Consider the following 23,605-nt stretch of genomic DNA (forward strand, 5'->3'; position numbering starts at 1 on the left):
AACTATTCAATGTTGACCAAAACAAAATCCTCCAACTTGCATGAGCCGATCAAGCTTGTGCTCGTGACGATGGATACCCACCTGAATAGTGCTGCGAATCGCGCTTATCAGGACCTGAAGAAGTCAATTCCAGGGGCAACACTGAGTATTCACTCGGCTAGTGAATTTTCTGGCAATCCCACCCATTTACAACAATGCAAACAGGATATTGCTAGTGCTGACATTGTGATTGCCACAATGTTGTTTCTTGAGGATCACTATTTACCCATCTTGGATGATCTCAAAGCAAGGCGAGATCATTGTGATGCCATGGTTTGCGCTATGTCTGCAGGAGACGTTACCAAGCTGACCAAAATTGGTAAGTTAGATATGAGTAAGCCGGCCAGTGGTTTGATGGCCATGCTGAAAAAATTACGCCCAAGCGCTAAAGATAAAGACGGTAAAAGCAAGAGCTCGACCGCAGGCGCTAAGCAAATGAAGATGCTGCGCGTGATTCCGCAGATGTTGCGCTTTGTGCCAGGTACTGCTCAGGATCTCAGGGCTTATTTCTTATCCTTGCAGTACTGGTTGGGCGGTTCTCAAGAGAACATGTACAACATGATGGTCAACCTGATTAATCGCTATGCTTCTGGCTCGCGCGAGGCTTTGCGTAAAACTGCCAAGGCACTTGATCCAGTTGAGTATCCAGATTCTGGTGTGTATCACCCCCGTATGAAAAATCGCTTGAGCAGTAATCTCAGTGATTTACCAAAAGTAGTGCCAGATGTCAAAGCCCGTGGCCGCGTAGGGCTCTTGGTGCTGCGCTCTTACTTAGTCTCCGGTAACAGTGGTCACTATGATCCGGTCATTGCTGCATTAGAGGCGCAAGGCCTACAAGTGATTCCTGCATTTTCTGCTGGCCTAGATGCCCGTCCCGCAATTGATGATTACTTCACTCAAGATGGCAAGCCAACCATCGATGCCATGATTTCTTTAACGGGCTTCTCTTTAGTGGGCGGCCCTGCTTATAACGATGCGCATGCTGCTGAAGAAGTATTAGCGAAATTGGATATTCCTTACATTGCTGCTCACCCGGTGGAGTTTCAGAATCTCGAGCAGTGGGGTAGTTCTGAGCGCGGCTTACTCCCAGTAGAGAGCACCATCATGGTGGCGATACCTGAGTTAGATGGCTCTACGATTCCAATGGTTTATGGCGGACGCCCTGGCGCATCTGGAACTACTTGTACTGGTTGCCATAAGCAATGTTTATTTACGGATGACCATAACCCACAAGATATGTTCACCTGTACTGAGCGTGTCGGCATGTTGGCTGCACGCGTTGGTAAGTTAGTTGATCTGCGTCGCTCAGAGCGGGCAGAGCGTAAGGTGGGCATCGTGTTATTTAACTTCCCACCAAACGCCGGCAATATTGGTAGCGCAGCTTACTTAAGCGTATTCCAATCAGTACACAACTTATTGGCGGGCATGAAGGAACGTGGTTACACCGTCGATGTACCCGCATCGGTTGATGAGTTACGCGAGTCGATTTTAAAAGGCAATGCTCAGCAATATGGCGCGGATGCCAATGTCCATGCCTTAATTCCGGTAGATGACCATGTGCGTCGTGAGCGCTGGTTAAAAGAGATTGAAGCGCAATGGGGCCCAGCTCCAGGCAAACAACTCTCGAACGGTAGCTCCATCTTTGTACTTGGTAAGCAGTTCGGTAATATTCTGATCTCGGTTCAACCTTCCTTTGGTTATGAAGGTGACCCAATGCGCTTGCTGTTTGAGCGGGGCTTCGCACCAACCCATGCTTTCTCTGCTTACTACCGTTATTTGCGTGAAGACTTTGCTGCTACAGCAGTGATTCACTTTGGCACACACGGCGCGCTCGAGTTCATGCCTGGCAAACAAACGGGCATGAGTGGCGCATGTTGGCCTGATCGCTTAATCAATGATCTGCCCAATATTTATTTGTATGCATCGAATAATCCTTCTGAGGGTGCGATTGCAAAACGCCGCTCTGGTGCAACCCTCATTAGTTATTTAACTCCTCCCGTAACGCAAGCCGGTTTGTATGCGGGCCTTGCTGATTTGAAAGCCTCGATTGAGCGCTTTAGATCCTTAGATAAAGATGCTGATCAGGAGCGGATTGATTTAGGAGATCTCATTCAGGCGCAAGCAGCAGAGATTGATCTGTGCAAAGCCGAACCTGTATGGGATAAAACGGATCTCAATGGTTTACAAAATATCGTGAGCAATCTCTTTAACGAATTGCTAGAACTTGAGTACACCTTAATACCGCATGGCTTGCATGTGGTGGGCGCAGTTCCTCCTCTTGCAGAGCGCTTTGGTTTGCTAAAAGCCATGGCGGATGTTGCTTTGGATCATCCAGTGGAAGATGCCGTAGTAGAGGCGCTGATGAATGGTGAGGATTTTGGCAAAGTCATTGATGCCCATCCAGAGTTACTAGAACTTGGCACCCGCGAAATATTGGAAGAGCTATTTGGCAAGATGGTGAGGTCCAATGAGCTGATGTCTGCAGAGACTGAAGTCGCTGGCATGTTAGATGCACTCGATGGACGCTTCATTCGTCCGGCAGCCGGTGGTGATGTGATGCGCAATCCTGAAGTACTGCCAACCGGTCGTAACTTGCATGGCTTTGATCCATTCAGAATCCCCAGCGTCTTTGCTGTTAAAGATGGCGCCAAGCAAGCTCAGCGTATTCTGGATAAATACCAAGAAGAGAGTGACTCACTGCCAGAATCTATTGCGATGGTTTTATGGGGCAGTGATAACTTGAAATCAGAAGGCGGCCAAATTGGTCAAGCACTCGCATTGATGGGTGCTAAACCCCGCTTTGATAGTTATGGTCGTTTAGCGGGTGCGCAATTGATTCCTTTAAGTGAACTTGGTCGTCCGCGCATTGATGTTGTGATTACCTTATCTGGCATCTTCCGCGACCTCTTGCCATTGCAAATTAAGTTACTAGCTGAAGCCGCCTTTATGGCGGCCTCTGCAGAAGATGAGCCGCTTGAGCAAAACTTTATTCGTAAACATGCCTTGGCTTATCAAAAAGAACATGGCTGTGATTTAGAAACTGCCTCATTACGGGTTTATGGAAACGCCGATGGTGCTTACGGATCTAACGTGAGCAATATGGTTGAGAACAGTGTCTGGGAAGAAGAAGACGAGTTAGCGGAAACCTACACTCGCAGAAAAGGCTTTGCATTCGGACGTGCTGGTATACCGATTCAGAACAATGCGCTATTGAAGAGTGTTTTATCTGATGTGCAAATGACTTATCAAAATCTGGACTCGATGGAGTTGGGCGTTACAACCATCGATAACTATTTCGATACCTTGGGTGGCATTACCAGAGCCGTGAAGCGCGCCAAGGGCGGAGTAGATGTGCCCGTCTTTATTGGTGATCAAACCAAAGGTGAGGGTGCTGTTAGAACGCTCTCAGAACAAGTCTCCTTAGAAACGCGTACTCGCATGCTCAATCCAAAATGGTATGAAGGTATGTTGGAAAGTGGTTATGAAGGCGTGCGTCAAATTGAGGTGCACATCACTAACACTATGGGATGGTCTGCAACCACCGGTCAAGTTCAGCCTTGGGTCTATAAGCAACTGACAGAGACCTTCATGCTGAATCCAGAAATGCGTGATCGTTTAGCCAAGCTCAACCCGACTGCTGCTGCCCGTTTGGCAAATCGCCTGACCGAAGCCTCACAAAGAAATTATTGGCAGCCTGAACCAGAAATGCTCAAGGCAATGCAAGAAGCCAACGATGAGTTAGAGGATCGCTTAGAAGGTATTTACGACAACGCGCCTTTAGCGGCCTAACCGATTGGTATCAGTAGGATTCTTTTTTAAACACGATACTTCATTACAAAAATGACTATGAGCACCTTAGACCGAATTAATCAAAGCCTTGAAAAAGCCATGATTTTGGCGCACTCCAAACAAGGGCCACAGCTTTTGCAAGAAGCGATGCACTATTCAGTATTCCCAGGCGGTGCCAGAATTCGTCCGCAACTATGTTTGGCTGTGGCTGCAGCTTGCGGTGATGATGATCCTGCACTATCAAATGCTGCTGCGAGCGCGATTGAACTATTGCACTGCGCTTCCTTAGTGCATGATGACTTACCTTGTTTTGATAATGCCCAACTCAGACGTGGCAGACCATCAGTACATGCTGCTTATGGTGAGCGCATTGCAGTGCTATCAGGCGACGCTCTAATTGTTTTAGCTTTCCAGGTCTTAGCCAACTCAGGTACACGCTCTATCTTCCGTTTGGGCCCTTTGATGAACACCATTGCGATGAGCGTTGGCTCGCCCCATGGCATTGTGGCTGGTCAAGCCTGGGAGTGCGAATCAAAAGTCGTGTTGAGAGATTATCAACGCGCTAAAACGGGTTCACTGTTTGAGGCGGCTACTGCCGCTGGAGCGCAAGCTGCCGGCGCTGATGCAGCAACGTGGAGACCTTTGGGTGAATGGCTAGGCGAGGCCTATCAAGTCGCAGATGACATTCGTGATGTTGTGGCTGATCAAACTGAATTGGGTAAGCCTGCTGGCCAAGATGTAGCCCATGATCGACCTAGCTCTGCAAAGGATTTAGGTCTGAGCGGTGCTGTGCAGCGCTTTGATGAGTTAGTACAAAAATCGATTGCCTCGATACCCCATTGCAAAGGCGAGAAGATGTTGCGTGCTCTTGTCACTCAGGAGTCTGAGCGTCTAGTGCCTTCAGATTGGTTTAAGGATGCGAAAAGAAAAATTTTGTTTCGTCAAACCAGCCATTCTTAATCTTCATAGCGCTGCTGTCTAAGTTCTCAATTGCCATTCATGGAAAGCTTCTTCGATTGGCGAAACCGTTTAATTGCCTCCCCTAGCTTTCAGCGCTGGGCTACCCGTTTTCCACTCACCCGTTGGATCGTTAAAAAGCAAGCATCCGAGATCTTTGATTTGATGGCAGGCTTTGTGTATACCCAAGTCCTGCTTGCCTGTACCCAAGTCAATCTCTTTGATATTTTGTCTAAAGGGGCTCTCAGCTTTGATGATCTGCAAAAACAAGTCCCATTAAAGCCAGCTGGCTTAAGGCGTCTGTTAGACGCTGCAGTAGCGATCAAGTTACTGGTCAAGCGTAGTGAAGACCGTTATGCCTTAAGCATGAAGAGCGCCCCCCTAGTGGGCAATGTCGCCATTTTGGATATGGTCAAACACCATGCCGATTTTTATCGTGACCTCTCTGATCCAATTGCTTTATTGCAAGGGGATACAAGTTCTGCATCCTTAAATGAGTACTGGCCCTATATCACCCCAGAGCAGGGCGCTGCACCAGAAAACCTATCTGCTGAAAAGGTGGCCGATTACTCCAAATTGATGGCGCATACCCAATCCTTAGTCACAGACGAGATTCTGGATGCCTACCCCATGGACAAGCATCAAACAGTGCTTGATATTGGCGGTGGTCAGGGAGTCTTTATTAAACGGTTGGCTGCGCGCTACCCACACTTAGCGTTCAAATTATTTGATATTCCTGGGGTAGCAGAGCTCTCCAATGCCCACTTTGCCGAAATTGGACTTGCTACCCGTGGCAAAGCGATTGGCGGTAACTTCTTTCAGGATCCTTTACCTAAAGGTTGTGACCTAGCGACCCTCGTGCGGGTGATATTTGATCATGATGATGCCCGCGTAAAACAACTGCTTGCCAATGTGTTTGATGCCCTCAATCCAGGCGGCACTTTACTGCTGGCAGAACCGATGGCGGAGACCAAAGGTTTTGAGGCAATGGGCCATGCTTATTTTGGTTTTTATTTGCTAGCCATGGGCAGGGGAAGACCGCGAACTGAAGCAGAAATCAGTGGTTTATTACGTCAAGCAGGGTTTACAGATATCAGGCTATTAAATTCTTTTATGCCCTTAAATGCACAAATATTGCGGTGCAATAAGCCGAGCACTCCTATGGCATAAAGCCTTGCTCAGAAGTCGCTCTATTTAGGCTCCAAAATAGACATTATTTAGTAGAGAAAACCCCTAGATGACAAGCGGGCAATTAAGGATTAAAAACTATTGTGTAAACATTTTTTTACACATTAAATCGAAAAATAGACCGCCTAGTTAGACATGACCGATAAGTATCAAACAAGAGCAATCGTTCTGGAAAAGCCAGAAAGTGTCATTCTTGCTGATCTGGAATTAACACCCATGACCCCAATCGATATCTTGGTGGATATGGAGTGGAGCGGCATCAGTACTGGTACAGAAAAATTATTGTGGACAGGCAAAATGCCCAACTTTCCTGGCATGGGTTATCCGCTAGTTCCTGGTTACGAATCTGTAGGCAGGGTAGTGAAGGTGGGCGCAGACTCCACACTCAAAGTAGGTCAAAGAGTATTTGTTCCTGGAGCGAAATGCTACGGTGAGATTAAAGGTTTGTTTGGTGGTGCAGCCTCGAGAGTGATTGTGGATAGTAATCGTGTGATTGCCATTCAAGATCATTTAGGCGAAGAAGCCATTCTCTTTGCTTTAGCTGCAACTGGATATCACGTCACCTCTGGTCCCGGACAGGAGCAACCCGATTTAATTATTGGACATGGCGTATTAGGCCGCTTGATTGCCCGTATCGCAGTTGCCAAAGGTAAGCGTCCAGTAGTTTGGGAGACCAATGCAGGACGCCGAGAAGGCGCCGTAGGTTACGACGTTATAGATCCTAAAGACGATCAGATTAAGAAGTACAAAACAATTGTGGACGTCAGTGGCGATGCCAAATTAGTAGATACATTGATCAGCTGCCTTAGTCCTGGTGGCGAAATTGTTTTGGCAGGTTTTTATGACACGATTTCTTTTTCATTCCCACAAGCATTTATGAGAGAAGCACGTATTCGTATCGCAGCACAGTGGGCGCCTGGAGATTTAGTAGCAATTAAAGATTTGGTGGAGTCGGGTAAGTTAAGTTTAGATGGCTTGATTACGCATCGCTCTTCACCTAATGATGCAAATGATGCCTATCACACGGCTTTCAACAATATTGATTGTTTAAAAATGGTTTTAGATTGGAGAAATCTACAATGAGTTCATCAAGCATCCCAGCAACAGCAACAATTCAGTTCATGGACCTCAAAAAAGAGGCTGCCATTGAACCTGATCCAGTTTCCACAGGTCCAGTGACCAAAGAAACCCAAATCATTGCTATTTATGGCAAAGGCGGAATTGGCAAGAGCTTTACGCTTGCCAATCTCTCTTACATGATGGCTCAGCAAGGCAAGAAAGTATTGCTGATTGGTTGTGATCCTAAAAGCGATACAACTTCACTCCTCTTTGGCGGCAAGGCTTGCCCAACCATTATTGAAACCTCTTCGAAGAAAAAATTGGCTGGTGAATCAGTATCGATTGGCGACGTTTGCTTTATTCGTGATGGTGTATTTGCGATGGAGTTAGGTGGCCCAGAAGTGGGAAGAGGTTGCGGCGGTCGCGGCATTATTCATGGCTTTGAAACATTAGAAAAACTAGGCTTTCATGATTGGGGCTTTGACTATGTTCTCCTCGATTTCTTGGGTGACGTAGTTTGCGGTGGCTTTGGTTTGCCAATCGCACGTGATATGTGCCAAAAAGTCATCGTAGTTGCCAGTAACGATTTGCAATCTCTTTACGTTGCAAACAACGTTTGCTCGGCAGTGGAGTACTTCCGTAAATTGGGCGGTAACGTGGGTGTAGCCGGTATGGTGATTAATAAAGATGATCTCACTGGTGAAGCACAGGCTTTTGCTGAGAAGGCGGGCATTCCAGTATTGGCAGCGATTCCTGCGAACGAAGATATTCGTCGTAAGAGTGCTAGCTATGAAATTATTGGCCAGCCTGGTACGCAGTGGGCTCCACTATTCGAAGAGCTTGCTACTAATGTTTCTGAAGCTCCGCCAGTTCGTCCTAAGCCATTAAGTCAAGATGAGCTATTGGGCTTGTTCTCTTCAGAGGTAACTGGTCGCGATATTGTTTTGAAGCCAGCTACTGTGAAAGACATGATGGGTAAAGACGAAGTTATTAAGAAAACACTCGAAGTTATTTACGATCAAGCTTAAAGAGATAGAGAGCAATCTGCTGCTATGAATAAAACGATCATTCCGATTACTCCAGAGGAAAAGTTAAAGACTGATCCTAGTTTAGGAGATGGTCTGGGCTGTCACTCGGGTGAGGCAGAGATGCTTGCTGCTGCTAAGGCAGCAGGTAAGTCTGAGACTTTGCAGCAATATGCAAAAGACTATCCTAAGGGCCCGCATGATCAACCTCAAAGTATGTGCCCTGCATTTGGAGCATTGCGAGTAGGCTTGCGGATGCGCAGAACTGCCACCATTCTTTCTGGTTCTGCATGTTGCGTATATGGCTTAACTTTTACTTCTCACTTCTATGGTGCACGTCGCAGCGTGGGTTATGTGCCATTTAATTCTGAGACATTGGTGACCGGTAAGTTGTTTGAAGATATACGTGATGCGGTTTATCAAGAAGCAGATCCAGAAAAATACGACGCGATCGTCATTATCAATTTATGCGTACCAACAGCCAGCGGTGTACCACTGCAGTTGTTGCCAAAAGAAATTAATGGTGTTCGCATCATCGGCATTGATGTGCCAGGATTCGGTGTGCCAACGCATGCTGAAGCAAAAGATGTACTCGCTGGTGCCATGCTCAATTACGCACGTAATGAAGCCATGTCTGGTCCTGTGCAAGCACCACGTGCTGGGCGCTCCAGTAAGCCAACCATTACTTTATTAGGCGAAATTTTCCCAGCAGATCCTGTTGGTATTGGCATGATGATTGAGCCGATGGGCTTGGCAGTAGGTGCTTCAGTGCCAACGCGTGAGTGGCGTGAAATGTATCAAGCACTCGATTGCGTAACCGTTGCTGCATTACATCCTTTCTACACCTCTTGTATCCGTGAGTTTGAAGCAGCAGGGCGTTCTATTGTCGGCTCAGCACCAGTAGGTTATGAAGGTACGGCCCGTTGGTTAGAGGCCATTGGTAAATCAACCAACACGCCACAGGACTTAATTGCAGCTGCACAAAACCGTATTCTTCCAGCGATTAAGGGCGTACTTGCTGCTGCACCCATCAAGGGGCGCATTACCTTAAGTGGTTATGAAGGCTCTGAGCTGATTGTGGCGCGCTTACTGATTGAGAGCGGTGCCGATGTACGTTACGTTGGTTCTGCCTGCCCACGCACTCCTTGGAGTGATGAAGATCGTGAATGGCTAGAGGCAAAAGGTGTTCACGTTCAATTCCGCGCTTCCTTAGAGCAAGACTTAGCAGCGATGAAAGAATTCAAGCCAGATTTGGCAATTGGCACTACACCAGTAGTGCAAGCTGCTAAGCAAGCTTCGATCCCATCTCTGTACTTTACGAATCTGATTTCTGCAAGACCCTTGATGGGCCCTGCAGGTGCTGGTTCATTAGCGCAAGTGATTAATGCGGCGATTGGTAATCAAGCCCGTTTTGATGAGATGAAGGCGTTCTTTGGTGATGTTGGATCTGGTTATAAGTCTGGTGTTTGGGAAGATGTTCCAAAAGATTTCCCTGACTTCAAGGCTGAAGTACGCCGTAAGCTAGAGAAGAAATTGAAGAAGCGCAAAGCAGAGGAGATGATGTAATGTTTGTCATCGATCATGATCGCGCTGGTGGATATTGGGGTGCAGTGTATGTATTTACTGCCATCAAAGGATTGCAGGTAGTGATTGACGGTCCTGTAGGCTGTGAAAACTTACCCGTGACTTCAGTGCTGCATTACACCGATGCTTTACCTCCACACGAGTTACCCATTGTGGTGACTGGTTTAGAGGAAGAGCAGTTAGGCCGCGAAGGTACCGAAGGTGCGATGAAGCGCGCGCATGCTACCTTAGATCCTGATCTACCAGCAGTAGTGGTAACCGGTTCTATTGCAGAAATGATTGGTGGTGGCGTTACTCCAGAGGGCATGAATATTGCCCGCTTCTTACCAAGAACCATTGATGAAGATCAATGGCAATGTGCTAACCGTGCGATGTATTGGTTGTGGACTGAATACGGTACCCGTAAGGTTCCAGAACGCAAGCCTAGAGCAGAAGGCGAAAAGCCACGCGTCAATATTATTGGACCTTGCTATGGCACTTTTAATATGCCGAGCGACCTTGCAGAGATTCGTCGCCTAGCAGAAGGCATTGGCGCTGAAATTAATATGGTTTTCCCGCTAGGATCTCATTTAGCTGAAGTAGAGAATCTAGTGAACGCAGATGTGAATATCTGCATGTATCGTGAGTTTGGTCGCATGCTGTGTGAAGCCTTGGAGCGTCCTTATTTGCAAGCACCTGTAGGCCTGCATAGCACCACCCAATTCTTACGCAAGCTCGGTGAATTATTGGGCTTAGATCCAGAACCATTTATTGAGCGTGAGAAGCACACCACCATTAAGCCGATCTGGGACTTATGGCGTTCAGTGACCCAAGATTTTTTCAGTACTGCAAGTTATGCAGTCGTTGCGAATGAAACTTATACCCGTGGTATTCGTCATTTCTTATCAGATGAGATGGGATTACCTTGCAGCTTTGCTATTCCTAGAAAGCCTGGTGAAAAAACCAACAATCAAGAGGTACGCAAGCTCACAAAAGAGAAGCCACCGCTCGTGATGTTTGGAAGCTATAACGAAAGAATGTATTTGGCCGAGAACGGTAGTAAGGCATCTTACATTCCATCATCATTCCCTGGCGCGATTATTCGACGTCATACCGGTACTCCATTTATGGGTTATGCCGGTGCTACCTACATCATTCAAGAGTTTTGTAACGGTTTATTCGATGCACTCTTTTATATCCTGCCATTGGGTACCGATATGGATAAGGTAGATTCCTCCTTAACACGTACCTATCGCTCCAACTCTCTTCCTTGGGATCAAGAAGCTCAGAAATTAGTGGCTGACTACATTAAAACCAGACCAGTACTGATTCAGATTTCTGCTGCTAAAGAGCTGCGAGATCGTGTAGAGCAAGATGCAGAAAAAGCGAGTGAAGAAAGAATTACTGCTGCAAGAGTGAAGTCTTCTTGTAAAGAAATCATTGAGGAGGTTGAAGCTTAATGGCCTTCTTGATAACTATTGAGTACAACAAGTCACTTGACTTGTTGGAAACGGAATGTGGCATGCCGTACGCTACAACCCATGTCGCGCGGGTTAAGCGCGATAACGGCCGCAAGGCTATTTTTGAAGGAGGTAATTGGTTATGAGCGATCACAGAACAGGTTCAATATCCGGCCTTACTGATGACGAAGCCAAGGAGTTTCACCAGTTGTACATCCAAGGTTTAGTTGGGTTTGTTTCAATTGCAGTAGTAGCCCATATTTTGGTTTGGGCTTGGCGTCCTTGGTTCCATTGATATCGGATTAAATCTTAGGGGAATGAAATGGTAAATACTCACGTTATAAGCAAAGAAAAAAATATGATCCGAGAGGATTCAATTACTTTCAATCTTATTTTTATTTTGTGTTTTTTAGTGTGCTTTGTTATTTCTTTGTTTACCCAGATTTTGCCAAACAAGTGGAGTTCTTGGCTTCCAGGAGCTGAAGAAAAATCGCTTATCGATGGTACGAAGTCGGCAGTTTATGGTTTTATGTCTTACTTAAATTAGGAGAAGATTATGTGGAGAATTTGGAAACTGTATGATCCGTTGCGATCAATGGTTGTTCAAGGTATTTTTCTGTTTGGTCTTGCAGCAATGATTCACTTGATTTTGCTGAGCAGTGTTCGTTTTAACTGGTTGGATGGTTTGAGCCAAGCCCAGTTCAAGGCGATGGAAGCAAAAACAGGTTCTGCAATGCCACCATCAGTTCCAGCAGCAAAGTAATTTGTATAAAAATAATGGTGAATAGGGTTAGGTTAAATCGCTTTTTAGCTCAACCCTATTTATCCATTCATTGGAGATTATAAAAAATGGCCATGCTAAGTTTTGAGAGAAAGTACCGAGTTCGTGGCGGTACCTTAGTTGGTGGGGACTTATTCGATTTTTGGGTAGGGCCGTTTTACGTAGGATTTTTCGGTGTCACTACCGTCCTCTTTTCCTTTTTAGGCACCGCACTGATTTTGTGGGGTGCTTCACAGGGTCCAACTTGGAATCCCTGGCAGATCAATATCGCGCCACCGGATCTCAGTTATGGATTAGGTTTTGCCCCCTTATTACAAGGAGGGCTCTGGCAGCTCATTACAGTCTGTGCCTTAGGTGCATTCCTTTCGTGGGCCTTACGTGAAGTCGAAATTTGTCGAAAACTGGGCATGGGGCTTCATGTTCCTTACGCCTACTTAATGGCAGTGTTCGCTTATTTCACTTTAGTGGTGATTAGACCGGTACTCATGGGTGCGTGGCATCACGGTTTCCCATACGGCATCTTGAGCCACCTTGATTGGGTATCCAATACGGGCTATCAGTACTTACATTTTCATTACAACCCAGCGCACATGATTGCGGTGACCTTATTCTTTACAACTACCTTTGCGTTGGTATTACATGGCGGCCTGGTCTTGTCGTCCACCAATCCCCAGAAAGGGCAGTTTGTTAAAACGCCTGAGCATGAAGATACTTTCTTTAGAGATTCGATCGGTTATTCGATTGGTACTTTAGGCATTCACCGCCTTGGATTGTTTTTAGCGGTAGCAGCGGTTTTCTGGAGCGCTGTATGTATTGTGATCAGTGGCCCATTCTGGTCTCGTGGTTGGCCTGAGTGGTGGGGTTGGTGGTTGAACTTGCCAATTTGGCGTTAATAGGGACCTATATATTATGGAATATCAAAATCTATTCACTCAAGTTCAAGTGGTTGCACCCCCACATCACGGGGTATCTATAGATCCTTATGAAGAGCGAGAGCGCTTTGGCACGCCAGCCCTGATTCATTTATTTGGTCGTCTAGGGAATGCTCAGCTTGGGCCTATTTACTTAGGCGGTTTCGGCATTGCCTCTTTATTTTTTGGCGTTATTGCATTCCAGATTATGGGCTTTAATATGCTGGCCTCAGTCAATTGGGATCCCATTCAATTTGTGCGCCAATTATTCTGGCTGTCTTTAGATCCACCGCTGCCAAAGCATGGGCTGTCTTTATTCATGCCCCTCAATGAGGGCGGTTGGTGGATGATGGCCGGTTTCTTCTTAACTGTCTCAATTTTATTGTGGTGGGCAAGAATGTACCGCCGTGCTGTTGCTTTGGGTTTGGGCACGCACATTGCTTGGGGTTTCTTGGCAGCGATCTGGTTATATCTGGTACTAGGATTCATCCGCCCCATCATGATGGGTAGTTGGAGTGAAGCGGTGCCATTTGGAATCTTCTCGCACTTAGATTGGACCGCCGCTTTTTCACTGCGTTATGGTAATTTGTTCTATAACCCATTCCATATGCTCTCGATTGTTTTCCTATATGGATCCGCGCTCCTCTTTGCAATGCATGGCGGCACTATTTTGGCGGTCAGCCGCTTTGGTGGCGAACGGGAGATTGAGCAAATTGTTGATCGCGGTACAGCTTCAGAAAGAGCTGCTTTGTTCTGGAGATGGACCATGGGCTTTAATGCCACGATGGAGTCGATTCACCGCTGGGCTTGGTGGTTTGCAGTATTAACACCTTTAGTTGGTGGTATCGGCATTTTGCTCACCGGCACTGTTGTGGATAACTGGTATTTATGGGCAGTAAAGCATCATGTTGCGCCCGCTTACCCTTATGTTTTTGGAACTCCATTGCCTGACCCTGCTACCACCGGATTTATTCCACCTCTTCCACCTGCTATCCCAGGGAAATAAGCCATGAAACAACTAAGAAAATTTCTGATGTTACCGGCCTTGCTGTTGGGTACCTTGCTGCTGTCTAGCTGCGGCGAGAGGCCACCTATTGAAGCTGTCCAGCATGGTTATCGTGGAACCGCCATGGATTTGATTTACAACCCCCGCATTTTGGCTGGGCAAGCTGAGAAAAATGCAGTACCGGTGTCATCTGGGCCAGCGTCAGCCGATGGACCAAAAGCAGGGGCGGTATATCAAAATGTCAAAGTCCTCAATAATTTGAGTGTTGGTCAATTTACTTCATTCATGGTTGCCATGACGAGCTGGGTTGCACCTGAGCAGGGCTGTGCTTATTGTCATAATGTGAACAATTTTGCAGATGAATCTTTGTATACCAAGGGTGTAGCTCGCAACATGATTTTAATGACGCAACGAGTGAACACTCAATGGCAAAGCCACGTCGCTCAGACAGGTGTAACTTGCTATACCTGCCATCGTGGTAATAACATTCCGCAAAATGTGTGGTTTGAAGACCCCACACAAAAAGTTGGCAATGGTATGTTAGGTAATAAGAATGGTCAAAATTCGCCAGTTGAAGGTTCTGGCTATGCATCATTGCCGAATAATACTTTTGCAGCTTATTTACTCAATGACCAGAAGATTCGCGTCAATGGTGAGACTGCATTGCCCACGGGGAACAAAAGTAGTATTAATGCAACCGAAGGGACCTATGGATTGATGATGCATTTCTCAAAATCTTTAGGTGTTAACTGTACGTATTGTCATAACACTCGATCCGTAGCTTCTTGGGAAGAAAGTCCGCCACAGAAATCGACAGCTTGGTATGCCATTCGAATGTCGCGGGATCTCAACAAGAACTATATGGAACCAATCCAAGAACTTTTTCCTCCGCATCGTTTAGGCCCTACTGGTGATGTTGCTAAAAATAATTGCGCTACTTGCCACCAAGGTGCTTACAAGCCGCTTTATGGGATATCGATGTTGTCTGATTATCCTTATCTGACCGGGCCCGCAATGACAACACAAAAAGCTCCTAACTATCCGTATTTGAACGGGCCGGCTAAGTCAATGCCAAAATCTACAGACGCGCTTGCTCCAGCAAAATCGGTAGCAATGAAGTAAGCTATGTTGAGTTAAACCAATAGCGTCATACTGTGAATATGACGCTATTTTTTTGTAGAAAAGTTGGTTTGTAGAAATGTTAAAAAAAGCGGTATTTAAAGAAGATGAAGTATCTACTGCCATTGTGATTGGAAGTGGATTTGGCGGATTAGCCTCTGCGATTCGCCTGTCTTGTAGAGGCTACAAGGTCATTGTTATAGAGAAGCTAGATGCACCCGGTGGTAGGGCATACGTACACCATCGTGATGGCTATACCTTTGACGCTGGCCCGACCATCATTACTGCACCCTTTCTACTGAGTGAATTGTGGGAGTTATGCGGTAAGAAGATGTCAGATGATGTTGATCTGCGCCCAATGGATCCTTTTTATCGGATCCGTTTTGATGATGGTACTCATTTTGATTACACGGGTGACCCAGACAGAATGCGCGCTGAAGTGGCTAAGTTTGCGCCAGAAGATTTACCAGGTTACAAGCGATTTTTAGCAGAAGCAGAAAAATGCTACAAGCTGGGTTTTCAGGAGCTCAGCTCTACTCCATTTGACACAATCAAAGATTTGATTCGCGCTATTCCATCAATGGTGAAGATGCGGGCCTGGGAGAGCCTCTATAAATTAGTTGCGCGCCATTTAAAAAATGACAAGATACGTCAAGTGATGAGTTTTCATCCGCTCCTCATTGGTGGCAATCCTTTCTCGGTTACAGCAGTCTACGCACTCATCAACTCCTTAGAGCGACGCCATGGAGTGCACTCGGCAATGGGTGGCACGGGCTCTTTAATTAAGGGCTTAGCAGGTTTGTTAGCGGGTAGAGGGGTGCAAATTCGGCTGAACTCTGAGGTCAAACGCATTGAAGTGGAAGACGGTAAAGCACAAGGTGTCACGCTAGCCAATGGTGAATTTATTCCTGCAGATATTGTGGTCTCCAATGCTGACGCGGCATGGACTTATCAAAAGCTCATCGCACCAGAACACCGCAAAGTGTGGACCGATGCTAAGGTGAATAAGAGTAAATACTCTATGAGTCTATTTGTTTGGTACTTCGGCACAGACAATCAATACCCTGACGTTCCACACCATATGATTTTGTTGGGTAAGCGTTACAAAGAACTGCTTACAGATATCTTTAAGAAACATAAACTGGCAGATGACTTTAGTTTGTATTTACATCGACCAACCGCGACTGATCCATCCTTAGCACCCGCAGGAGGAGATGCGTTCTATGTGTTGGCCCCAGTTCCGAATTTAGAAAGTGGTACGGACTGGGCTAAAGAGGCTGAGCCCTATCGCCAAGCAATTGCCAAGTACTTGGATGAAAGTGTTCTGCCTGGATTTGAAAAGCATCTTAAAACATCCTTTCTCATGACTCCTCAAGATTTTCAGGATCGTCTTTTGTCAGTCAAAGGTGCCGCCTTTGGTTTTGAACCGCTCTTGCTTCAAAGTGCTTGGTTTAGACCGCACAATCGTAGTGAGGATATTCAAGGGCTTTATATGGTGGGGGCTGGAACCCACCCAGGTGCAGGCATCCCCGGTGTTTTATCTTCAGCAAAAGCGTTGATGTCAGTAGTAGCCGAACCTAAAAAAGTCTTAGCATGACCCAAAGTATGAAAGACCTTCAAGAGTGCGTCGCAAAGTAAATCTAAGGTATCGATATCTAAGTCATTGGTGGGTTCATCTAAAACCAATACATTTGCTGGTCTAGCAAATAAACGAGCGAGCAATAAGCGATTACGTTCGCCGCCCGACAAAGTACTTACTGGAGAGTTGGTGCGCTCTGGTGCAAATAAGAAATCACTCAAATAACTCTTAACGTGTTTTTTATTGCCATTGATTTCAATCCACTCGCTACCTGGACTAATGTAATCCTCAAGCGAAGCATTGAGATCAAGACCTTCACGCATTTGATCAAAATAAGCTACTTCAATCCGAGTGCCCATCGTAGCGCTTCCTGAGTCAGGTGCAATGGTCCCTAGAATCAATTTCAGCAAAGTCGTTTTACCTGCGCCGTTAGGACCGAGCAGACCTACCTTATCTCCACGCAAAATCGTTGCTGTAAAGTCTTGCACAATCGGCCTATCGTAAGATTTACTGACCTCCTGCAGGTCTGCAACGATCTTGCCACTGCGATCGCCTGCTGAGACGGCCAATTTCACTTGACCCATCGCATCTCTGCGCTCAGTTCGGCTGGTGCGTAACTTTTCAAGGCGGGCAATACGGGCAACACTCCTAGTACGGCGAGCCTCAACACCCTTTCGAATCCAAACCTCTTCTTGGGCTAGTAATTTATCTGCCCGAGCATTAGCCAATGACTCAGAATTGAGTTCTTGTTCTTTGAGAACTTCATATTGAGTAAAGTTACCTGGGTAGCTTCGAAGAATTCCACGATCAAGCTCCACGATTTGTGTACAGACGTTATCCAAGAAAGCACGATCATGGGTTACTAAAATCACTGAGCCTTGGTATTCTTTTAATAACTCCTCTAACCAGGCAATCGAATCTAAATCTAAATGGTTGGTTGGCTCATCCAGAATTAAGACATCAGGCATTTCTACTAAAGCGCGGGCAAGTGCCACGCGTTTTTTAGTTCCGCCTGACAGCGTACTGATCTTCAGATCCGCTTCTAAATGCAAGCGATCCAGAGTTTCGTGAACGCGCTGCTCCCAATTCCAACCACTGAGCGCTTCTAATTGAGATTGCACCTCATCTAAGCGATGGTGGGATGCATCATCCCAGTCCCCTACACTAAGTGCTTCATATTCCTCACGCAGGGCCTTAGCCTGAGCTACCCCCTTGGAAACTGCATCAAATACCGTTTCATTGGAATCAAAAATGGGCTCTTGAGGAACGTAAGCAATTCTTAAACCTTGCTGATATTGCAAAAGCCCATCATCCATTTTTTCAATGCCAGCCAAGATCTTCAATAAGGAAGATTTGCCAGTGCCATTGCGTCCAATTAAGCCGACGCGCTCACCCGATTCGAGTGAAAAAGCAGTATTTGCGAGGAGATCTACGTGGCCGAAAGCCAGTTTTGCATCAGTAAGTACGATTAAAGCCATGGCGACATTATCGTCTCTTCCGCAAAAGAGGTGGTATTTCTGAAATTACCTAAAAATGGTCCCTGCTAGGAGGATGATTTACTTTGATAAATAATCTAATGCAAGTGCTTCTGCTACCTTAATCCCATCGACACCAGCAGATAGAATGCCACCGGCATAACCAGCACCCTCACCCGCAGGATAGAGACCCTTGATATTGAGGCTTTGAAAATTTGGGCCACGTGGAATGCGCAAAGGTGAAGAAGTTCTAGTCTCTACACCCGTTAACACGGCATCTTTCATCGAAAAGCCTTTGATTTGCTTTTCAAACACAGGCAAGGCTTCGCGAATCGCTTCAATGGCATAAGCAGGTAAGCTTTGGGCTAAATCTGTTAAATGCACACCAGGCTTATAGGAAGGCAGGACGCTGCCAAACTCGGTTGAGGCTTTGCCTTCCAGAAAATCCCCTACCAACTGCCCTGGGGCCTCATAGGTTCCTCCACCTAATTCAAAAGCCTTAGATTCAAGTGTGCGTTGGAATTCGATTCCAGCAAGTGGTCCACCAGGAAAATCATCTGGAGTAATACCCACGACAATACCGGCATTAGCATTACGTTCATTGCGCGAGTATTGACTCATGCCATTAGTTACTACGCGATTAGGCTCTGAGCTTGCTGCCACAACCGTACCACCTGGACACATGCAAAAGCTATAGACCGAGCGACCGTTCTTAGCGTGATGTACTAACTTGTAATCAGCGGCACCAATCAACTCATTGCCAGCATGTGGTCCTAAACGCGCCTTATCAATCAGTGACTGCGGATGCTCAATACGAAAACCCACTGAGAATGGCTTGGCCTCCATAAAGACACCAGCCTCATGCAAAGCATGAAAGGTATCACGTGCACTGTGGCCAAGTGCCAGTACAACATGGGTTGCAGGAAGATCTTCATGGCCTTCAATTTTGACACCAGTAATTTGCTCGTTCTGAATATCAAAACCAATCACTTTTTGGGAGAAACGAATCTCACCGCCAAGCTCAATAATTTCTTGACGCATTTTCTCTACTACGCCTACTAAGCGGAAGGTGCCAATATGAGGCTTAGCAACATACAGAATTTCTGCTGGCGCACCTGCCTTCACAAACTCATTAATTACTTTACGGCCATAAAACTTCGGATCTTTAATCTGGCTCCATAACTTACCATCTGAAAAAGTACCAGCACCACCCTCTCCAAATTGCACATTGGATTCTGGGTTGAGTACATTCTTACGCCATAAACCCCAGGTATCTTGTGTACGCTCTCTAACCTTCTTGCCGCGCTCGAGCACAATCGGCTTAAATCCCATTTGCGCCAAGACGAGCGCAGCAAATATTCCACAAGGACCAAAGCCAATGACTACCGGACGCAATGATTTGCCTGCGGCAATAGACTCAGGAGCCTTGGCTTTAAAGTGATAACTCGTATCAGGTGATGGTCTGATATGAATATCGCCATCAAACTGTTTCAGAATGGCTTCTTCATTTTTTACCGAAAGATCTACTGTGTAGATGAAAGAAAGTGCCACATTCTTTCTGGCATCGTAGCTACGCTTAAAGACTTCAAAGCTGATTAAGTCCTTAGCGGGCAAATTGAGGCGCTTGAGAATCGCCGCTTCCACGGCTTCTGGAGCGTGATCGACAGGCAGACGTAGTTCAGTAATCCGAATCATGGGACCTTACAATACACAGTATTGAGATTTACTCCGCTTTTGCCCCTGAGCTTCTCACGACGTTTGCCATGCGATCGAAATCTTTGACAAGCAGTTGATTGAATTCAGCAGGCGTCAGATTGCCAATTTCTATCCCCTGGCGACGCATACGCTCAATGATGTCTGGCTGCTTAAGTAATTTAGCCATTTCAGTGGAAATTTTATTAGTCACCTCTTTTGAAGTTCCAGCTGGAGCTAACAAGCCAAACCAACTATCAAATGCATAGCCCTTGACAGTATTGCCAATCGGCGGAATACCAGGCACAAATGGTGAAGACTTCTCGGAAGACACCCCCAGGAAACGAATCCGGCTATCAGCTGCAAATGGCAGCGCGGCCACATTTGCAGCGATGACTGCCTGAGCCCGGTTAGCCAGTAATTCGGTAATAGCATCACCCGTCCCTTTGGTAGGTACATGCACTAAATCAATGCCAGCCATACTATCGAAATAGGCCATCGCTAAATGAGAGGCGCTGCCGTTGCCAGCGCTGGCGTAATTGAATTGACCAGGTTTAGATTTCGCTAAGGCAATAAACTCGGCAATAGTCTTTGCTGGAAACTCAGTATTCGTCATCAAGATATAGCTGCTAGTACCAATATAGGCTGCTGCCGTGAAATCCTTGATCGGATCAAAGCTGAGTTTAGGAAATAAGGTGCCATTGATATTGTGACTCGCTGCAGCCATCACCAAGGTATATCCATCAGGGGCAGATTTCGAAACAATGCCAGTACCAACGGTACCGCCAGCTCCCGCCTTATTTTCAACTAGGACAGTTTGGCCAAGTGCTTGGCCTAATTCATTCGAGAAGGATCTCGCTAAGGCATCTTGAACACTGCCTGGAGAAAATGGCACCACGATCTTGATCGGCTTATTGGGCCAAACTTCCGCTGCTAAGAGCGAATTTCCAAAGCCAATAAAAATAAGTCCGACGACTAAGTTTAAGAAATAGGAGATTTTTCGAGTCGGCCAAGTATTCATAGATATTCCGTTTGAAGGTCCAATTCCCAAAATGATACTAGGGATATGAATAGCCCACTTTAAGAGCGATAATGCGGCATGGCTCTACGCGCAACCATCCACAAAGCCGACCTTCACGTCGCAGACTCTGACCGGCACTATTACGGCAGTCACTCCCTCACCATTGCCAAGCACCCCTCTGAAACCGAAGAGCGAATGATGGTCAGAATCATCGCCTTTGCTTTGCAAGCAAATGAGGATTTGGCATTCACCAAAGGCTTAAGCGATACCGACGAACCTGATCTTTGGATCAAAGATCTCACTGATGCTATTAAGCTGTGGATTGAGATTGGTCAGCCTGATGAACGTCGTATTCTGAAAGCTTGCGGTAGATCAGATCAAGTGATTGTGTACTGCTATGGCGGACACACTAGCAAAATTTGGTGGGATGGCATTGCCAATAAACTCACACGCGCTCGCAATCTCCAAGTTATTTCTATCCCAGCGACGCAAGCAAATGAACTCAATAAATTGGTTGAGCGCAGCATGGTCATTCATGTAAACATTCAGGATGGCGAAGCTTATGTCTCCTCAGATCAGGGGCAAGTAACGATCACACCTGAAATTTGGCGCAGTAATCAAGAGTAAACATTTTTGTAGATGAAATCCGTCGTCTTTGATACCAATGTTCTGCTAGATCTATTTGTCTTTAATGACTTTAGAGCACTACATTTAAAACAAGCCCTGATTGAGCAAAAAATTGATGCGCTTACCAGCCTAAAAACTCTGGAAGAGTTTGCAGATGTGATCTCTAGACCCCTGTTTTCTTTAGAGACAGTAGAACAAGAGAAAATCTTAGATCAATGGAAATCTCTATCAAGAGTCTTAGATGATCAAAGTCTATTGAGCTCCCCCTGGCTCTGCCAGGACCCTGATGATCAGATCTTTCTAGACCTAGCCTTTACCGCAAAGCCCTGCACTCTGATTAGTAAAGACAATGAAGTATTAAAGTTTGCCGCTCGGGCTGCAAAAGAGAATATTTTGATTTCTGCTGACTATCAGTCTTTAGACTTCTAGCGACTGAGCAGCCTGTGCTGCAATTTCAAACGAACGCAAGCGGGCTTGATGATCAAAGATTTGTCCGGTGATGATGATTTCATCTGCTCCAGTAGCTTCTAGCCAATAAAGCATTCCTTTTTTAACGGTTTCTAGTGAGCCCACCACAGAGACTTGCAAGGTATGCGCTGCTGCTGCCTGCTCGTGGGGCTCACAAAATTCATCGAGATTCGTTATTGGTGGTGGTAATTGACCACGGGTATTACGCCGCATTCGAACCACATTTTGCTGCAGGGTTGTAAATAGATAAGCAGCCTCTTCATCTGTATCAGCAGCCACAACATTCATCACAAAAGCACAATACGGTTTATCTAATTTATCTGAGGGCTTAAAGAGCTCACGATAAATCCTCATTGCCTCCAATAATTGATCGGGTGCAAAGTGTGAGGCAAATGTATAAGGTAAGCCAAAATGCGCAGCTAGCTGAGCGCCATAAAGACTAGAGCCTAGAATCCAAATTGGTACCTCAGTGTTAGCGCCAGGAATGGCCTTAACAGTCTGACCCTCCTGAATCGGGCCAAAATAATGCTGCAATTCGCGCACATCTTGTGGAAACCGATCATCACTACCAAGTAGATCTCGACGCAAGGCTCTTGCTGTCACCTGGTCGCTGCCAGGGGCCCTACCTAGACCCAAGTCAATTCGCCCGGGATAAAGAGACTCTAAGGTGCCAAACTGCTCAGCAATAACTAAGGGGGCATGGTTAGGCAGCATTACCCCGCCAGATCCTACGCGGATATGTGTTGTTCCTGCCGCCAAATATCCTATCAATACTGCTGTTGCAGAACTCGCATTCCCTGTCATATTGTGATGTTCAGCCACCCAATAGCGGGTATAGCCCCATTTTTCAGCATGCTGAGCAAGATCCAAAGAATTACGCAAGGCATCAGCTGCAGTAAAACCGGCAGGAATGGGAGATATATCTAGAATGGAGTATGGGATGGGATTTGCCATCACAAGATCATACTGAGAAAGTACATTGTTGACATGACTAAGCCCAAAATGGCTGCCCCTGATGCGGGACTCTTTAAGCCCGGCAGCAAACTAAAACATCTAAAGACGGGTGGATTTTATAAAGTCGTCTTATTAGCAAATGTTGAAGCCTCTCTTGAGCCAGCCTACGTTTATGAATCAATGCAATCGCATGATTTTTGGATTAGGCCAAAAGCAGAAATGGAAGATGGGCGTTTTGAGCTTGTCTCAGAATAAAAGGTAAGTTATATGAGTGATGAGCGCATTACTAATCTAGAAATCAAATTGAGCTTTACTGAAGACTTGATTGAAAAACTCAATGAGACTGTCTATAAGCAACAGCAACAAATTGAATTTCTGTATCGCGAGCTAAAAGCCATTAAAGAACAGGCCAGCAGCTCTGGCGGTGGTGGTGGCAGCCTCAAAGATGAAATCCCCCCTCACTATTAGATGACTGATAAGATCATCCTGTAAGAACCATCCTCTAACAACTTCTCATCAGAAGAAAAGGCAGAAAATCATGGGCAACTTAACGCTATTTGTAATTCAATGGGGACTCACTTCCCTATCCCTATGGGTAGCTAGCTATATATTTAGTGGTTTGCGTTTTGCTGATGGAGGGTCACTCATCATTGCAGCCTTGCTCTTAGGATTCGCCAATGCCATCGTTAAACCATTACTCATTTTGTTTACCTTACCTTTAACGGTAATTACGATGGGCTTATTTTTATTGGTTATCAATGCTTTAGTCTTGATGCTAGTATCGTCAGTCGTTAGTGGCTTTACGATTTCTAGCTTCTGGACCGCGCTCTTTGCGAGCATCTTTATTTCTTTATTCAGCCTCTTTATCAGTGGCCTAGTCTTCTAAAAACTC

At 46.0% G+C, this 23,605-nt stretch carries 21 protein-coding genes and 1 pseudogene; 18 read left to right on the forward strand and 4 right to left on the reverse strand.

Annotated elements, in window-relative coordinates; all coding sequences use genetic code 11:
• Nucleotides 1-9 precede the first annotated feature (9 nt).
• From CBI31_RS01805 to CBI31_RS01870, 13 genes are all read left to right on the forward strand, one after another.
• A complete protein-coding gene (locus CBI31_RS01805) occupies nt 10-3,828 on the forward strand; it encodes a magnesium chelatase subunit H (RefSeq protein WP_088524704.1) in 3,819 nt (1,272 codons plus the stop codon).
• A 57-nt stretch (nt 3,829-3,885) separates the two neighbouring features.
• Nucleotides 3,886-4,788: a polyprenyl synthetase family protein gene (locus tag CBI31_RS01810; protein WP_088524947.1), complete on the forward strand. Its 903-nt coding sequence runs from the start codon at nt 3,886-3,888 to the stop codon at nt 4,786-4,788.
• Nucleotides 4,789-4,827: 39 nt separating this feature from the next.
• Complete coding sequence (locus CBI31_RS01815; RefSeq protein ID WP_088524705.1) at nt 4,828-5,955, forward strand: methyltransferase; 1,128 nt, start codon at nt 4,828-4,830, stop codon at nt 5,953-5,955.
• Nucleotides 5,956-6,108: 153 nt separating this feature from the next.
• Entirely contained in the window at nt 6,109-7,056 is a 948-nt protein-coding gene (bchC, locus tag CBI31_RS01820; protein WP_088524706.1) for a chlorophyll synthesis pathway protein BchC, read from the forward strand.
• On the forward strand, nt 7,053-8,060 hold the full coding sequence (locus CBI31_RS01825; RefSeq protein WP_088524707.1) for a chlorophyllide a reductase iron protein subunit X: 1,008 nt from the start codon (nt 7,053-7,055) through the stop codon (nt 8,058-8,060). Before bchC ends, CBI31_RS01825 begins: the two co-directional genes overlap by 4 nt.
• Before the next feature lie 24 nt (nt 8,061-8,084).
• Nucleotides 8,085-9,623, forward strand: a complete 1,539-nt coding sequence (gene bchY / locus CBI31_RS01830) for a chlorophyllide a reductase subunit Y (protein WP_088524708.1) — start codon at nt 8,085-8,087, stop codon at nt 9,621-9,623.
• Nucleotides 9,623-11,080 (forward strand): chlorophyllide a reductase subunit Z, encoded by a 1,458-nt coding sequence (gene bchZ / locus CBI31_RS01835; RefSeq protein WP_088524709.1) that lies wholly within the window; start codon nt 9,623-9,625, stop codon nt 11,078-11,080. The genes bchY and bchZ overlap by 1 nt, the downstream gene beginning before the upstream one ends.
• Nucleotides 11,081-11,222: 142 nt before the next feature.
• A complete protein-coding gene (gene pufB / locus CBI31_RS01840; protein ID WP_088524710.1) occupies nt 11,223-11,375 on the forward strand; it encodes a light-harvesting antenna LH1, beta subunit in 153 nt (50 codons plus the stop codon).
• A 261-nt stretch (nt 11,376-11,636) separates the two neighbouring features.
• On the forward strand, nt 11,637-11,843 hold the full coding sequence (gene pufA, locus CBI31_RS01850) for a light-harvesting antenna LH1, alpha subunit (RefSeq protein WP_088524712.1): 207 nt from the start codon (nt 11,637-11,639) through the stop codon (nt 11,841-11,843).
• Between the two features lie 86 nt (nt 11,844-11,929).
• On the forward strand, nt 11,930-12,754 hold the full coding sequence (gene pufL, locus CBI31_RS01855) for a photosynthetic reaction center subunit L (RefSeq protein ID WP_088524713.1): 825 nt from the start codon (nt 11,930-11,932) through the stop codon (nt 12,752-12,754).
• 16 nt (nt 12,755-12,770) lie between these two features.
• Nucleotides 12,771-13,778: a photosynthetic reaction center subunit M gene (pufM, locus tag CBI31_RS01860; RefSeq protein WP_240553656.1), complete on the forward strand. Its 1,008-nt coding sequence runs from the start codon at nt 12,771-12,773 to the stop codon at nt 13,776-13,778.
• 3 nt (nt 13,779-13,781) lie between these two features.
• On the forward strand, nt 13,782-14,900 hold the full coding sequence (pufC, locus tag CBI31_RS01865) for a photosynthetic reaction center cytochrome PufC (protein WP_088524715.1): 1,119 nt from the start codon (nt 13,782-13,784) through the stop codon (nt 14,898-14,900).
• Nucleotides 14,901-14,976: 76 nt separating this feature from the next.
• Nucleotides 14,977-16,494: a phytoene desaturase gene (locus CBI31_RS01870; protein ID WP_088524716.1), complete on the forward strand. Its 1,518-nt coding sequence runs from the start codon at nt 14,977-14,979 to the stop codon at nt 16,492-16,494.
• On the opposite strand, the pseudogene CBI31_RS01875 reads toward CBI31_RS01870, so the two are convergent.
• The 3 genes and pseudogenes from CBI31_RS01875 to CBI31_RS01885 all read right to left on the reverse strand — a co-directional run.
• A pseudogene (locus CBI31_RS01875) lies at nt 16,446-17,954 on the reverse strand (ABC-F family ATP-binding cassette domain-containing protein); the annotation flags it as partial. The gene CBI31_RS01870 and the pseudogene CBI31_RS01875 overlap by 49 nt on opposite strands.
• Before the next feature lie 78 nt (nt 17,955-18,032).
• Nucleotides 18,033-19,646: an NAD(P)/FAD-dependent oxidoreductase gene (locus CBI31_RS01880; protein ID WP_088524717.1), complete on the reverse strand. Its 1,614-nt coding sequence runs from the start codon at nt 19,644-19,646 to the stop codon at nt 18,033-18,035.
• Nucleotides 19,647-19,674: 28 nt separating this feature from the next.
• Complete coding sequence (locus CBI31_RS01885) at nt 19,675-20,664, reverse strand: tripartite tricarboxylate transporter substrate binding protein (protein ID WP_088524718.1); 990 nt, start codon at nt 20,662-20,664, stop codon at nt 19,675-19,677.
• Nucleotides 20,665-20,742: 78 nt separating this feature from the next.
• Here CBI31_RS01885 and CBI31_RS01890 point away from each other — a divergent pair, with 78 nt between their 5' ends.
• Nucleotides 20,743-21,291: a YaeQ family protein gene (locus CBI31_RS01890; RefSeq protein ID WP_088524719.1), complete on the forward strand. Its 549-nt coding sequence runs from the start codon at nt 20,743-20,745 to the stop codon at nt 21,289-21,291.
• A 12-nt stretch (nt 21,292-21,303) separates the two neighbouring features.
• Nucleotides 21,304-21,720, forward strand: a complete 417-nt coding sequence (locus CBI31_RS01895; protein ID WP_088524720.1) for a putative toxin-antitoxin system toxin component, PIN family — start codon at nt 21,304-21,306, stop codon at nt 21,718-21,720.
• Here CBI31_RS01895 and CBI31_RS01900 read toward each other — a convergent pair.
• On the reverse strand, nt 21,709-22,713 hold the full coding sequence (locus tag CBI31_RS01900) for an LLM class flavin-dependent oxidoreductase (RefSeq protein WP_088524721.1): 1,005 nt from the start codon (nt 22,711-22,713) through the stop codon (nt 21,709-21,711). The two genes, CBI31_RS01895 and CBI31_RS01900, sit on opposite strands and share 12 nt — an antisense overlap.
• Nucleotides 22,714-22,746: 33 nt before the next feature.
• Here CBI31_RS01900 and CBI31_RS01905 point away from each other — a divergent pair, with 33 nt between their 5' ends.
• From CBI31_RS01905 to CBI31_RS01915, 3 genes are all read left to right on the forward strand, one after another.
• Nucleotides 22,747-22,968: a hypothetical protein gene (locus CBI31_RS01905; RefSeq protein ID WP_088524722.1), complete on the forward strand. Its 222-nt coding sequence runs from the start codon at nt 22,747-22,749 to the stop codon at nt 22,966-22,968.
• Nucleotides 22,969-22,980: 12 nt separating this feature from the next.
• Complete coding sequence (locus CBI31_RS01910; RefSeq protein WP_088524723.1) at nt 22,981-23,181, forward strand: SlyX family protein; 201 nt, start codon at nt 22,981-22,983, stop codon at nt 23,179-23,181.
• Nucleotides 23,182-23,248: 67 nt separating this feature from the next.
• Nucleotides 23,249-23,599 (forward strand): phage holin family protein, encoded by a 351-nt coding sequence (locus CBI31_RS01915; RefSeq protein WP_240553690.1) that lies wholly within the window; start codon nt 23,249-23,251, stop codon nt 23,597-23,599.
• The last annotated feature ends 6 nt before the right edge of the window (nt 23,600-23,605 follow it).

This window comes from Polynucleobacter campilacus (assembly GCF_002206625.1).
GTDB classification, from domain to species: Bacteria; Pseudomonadota; Gammaproteobacteria; order Burkholderiales; family Burkholderiaceae; genus Polynucleobacter; species Polynucleobacter campilacus.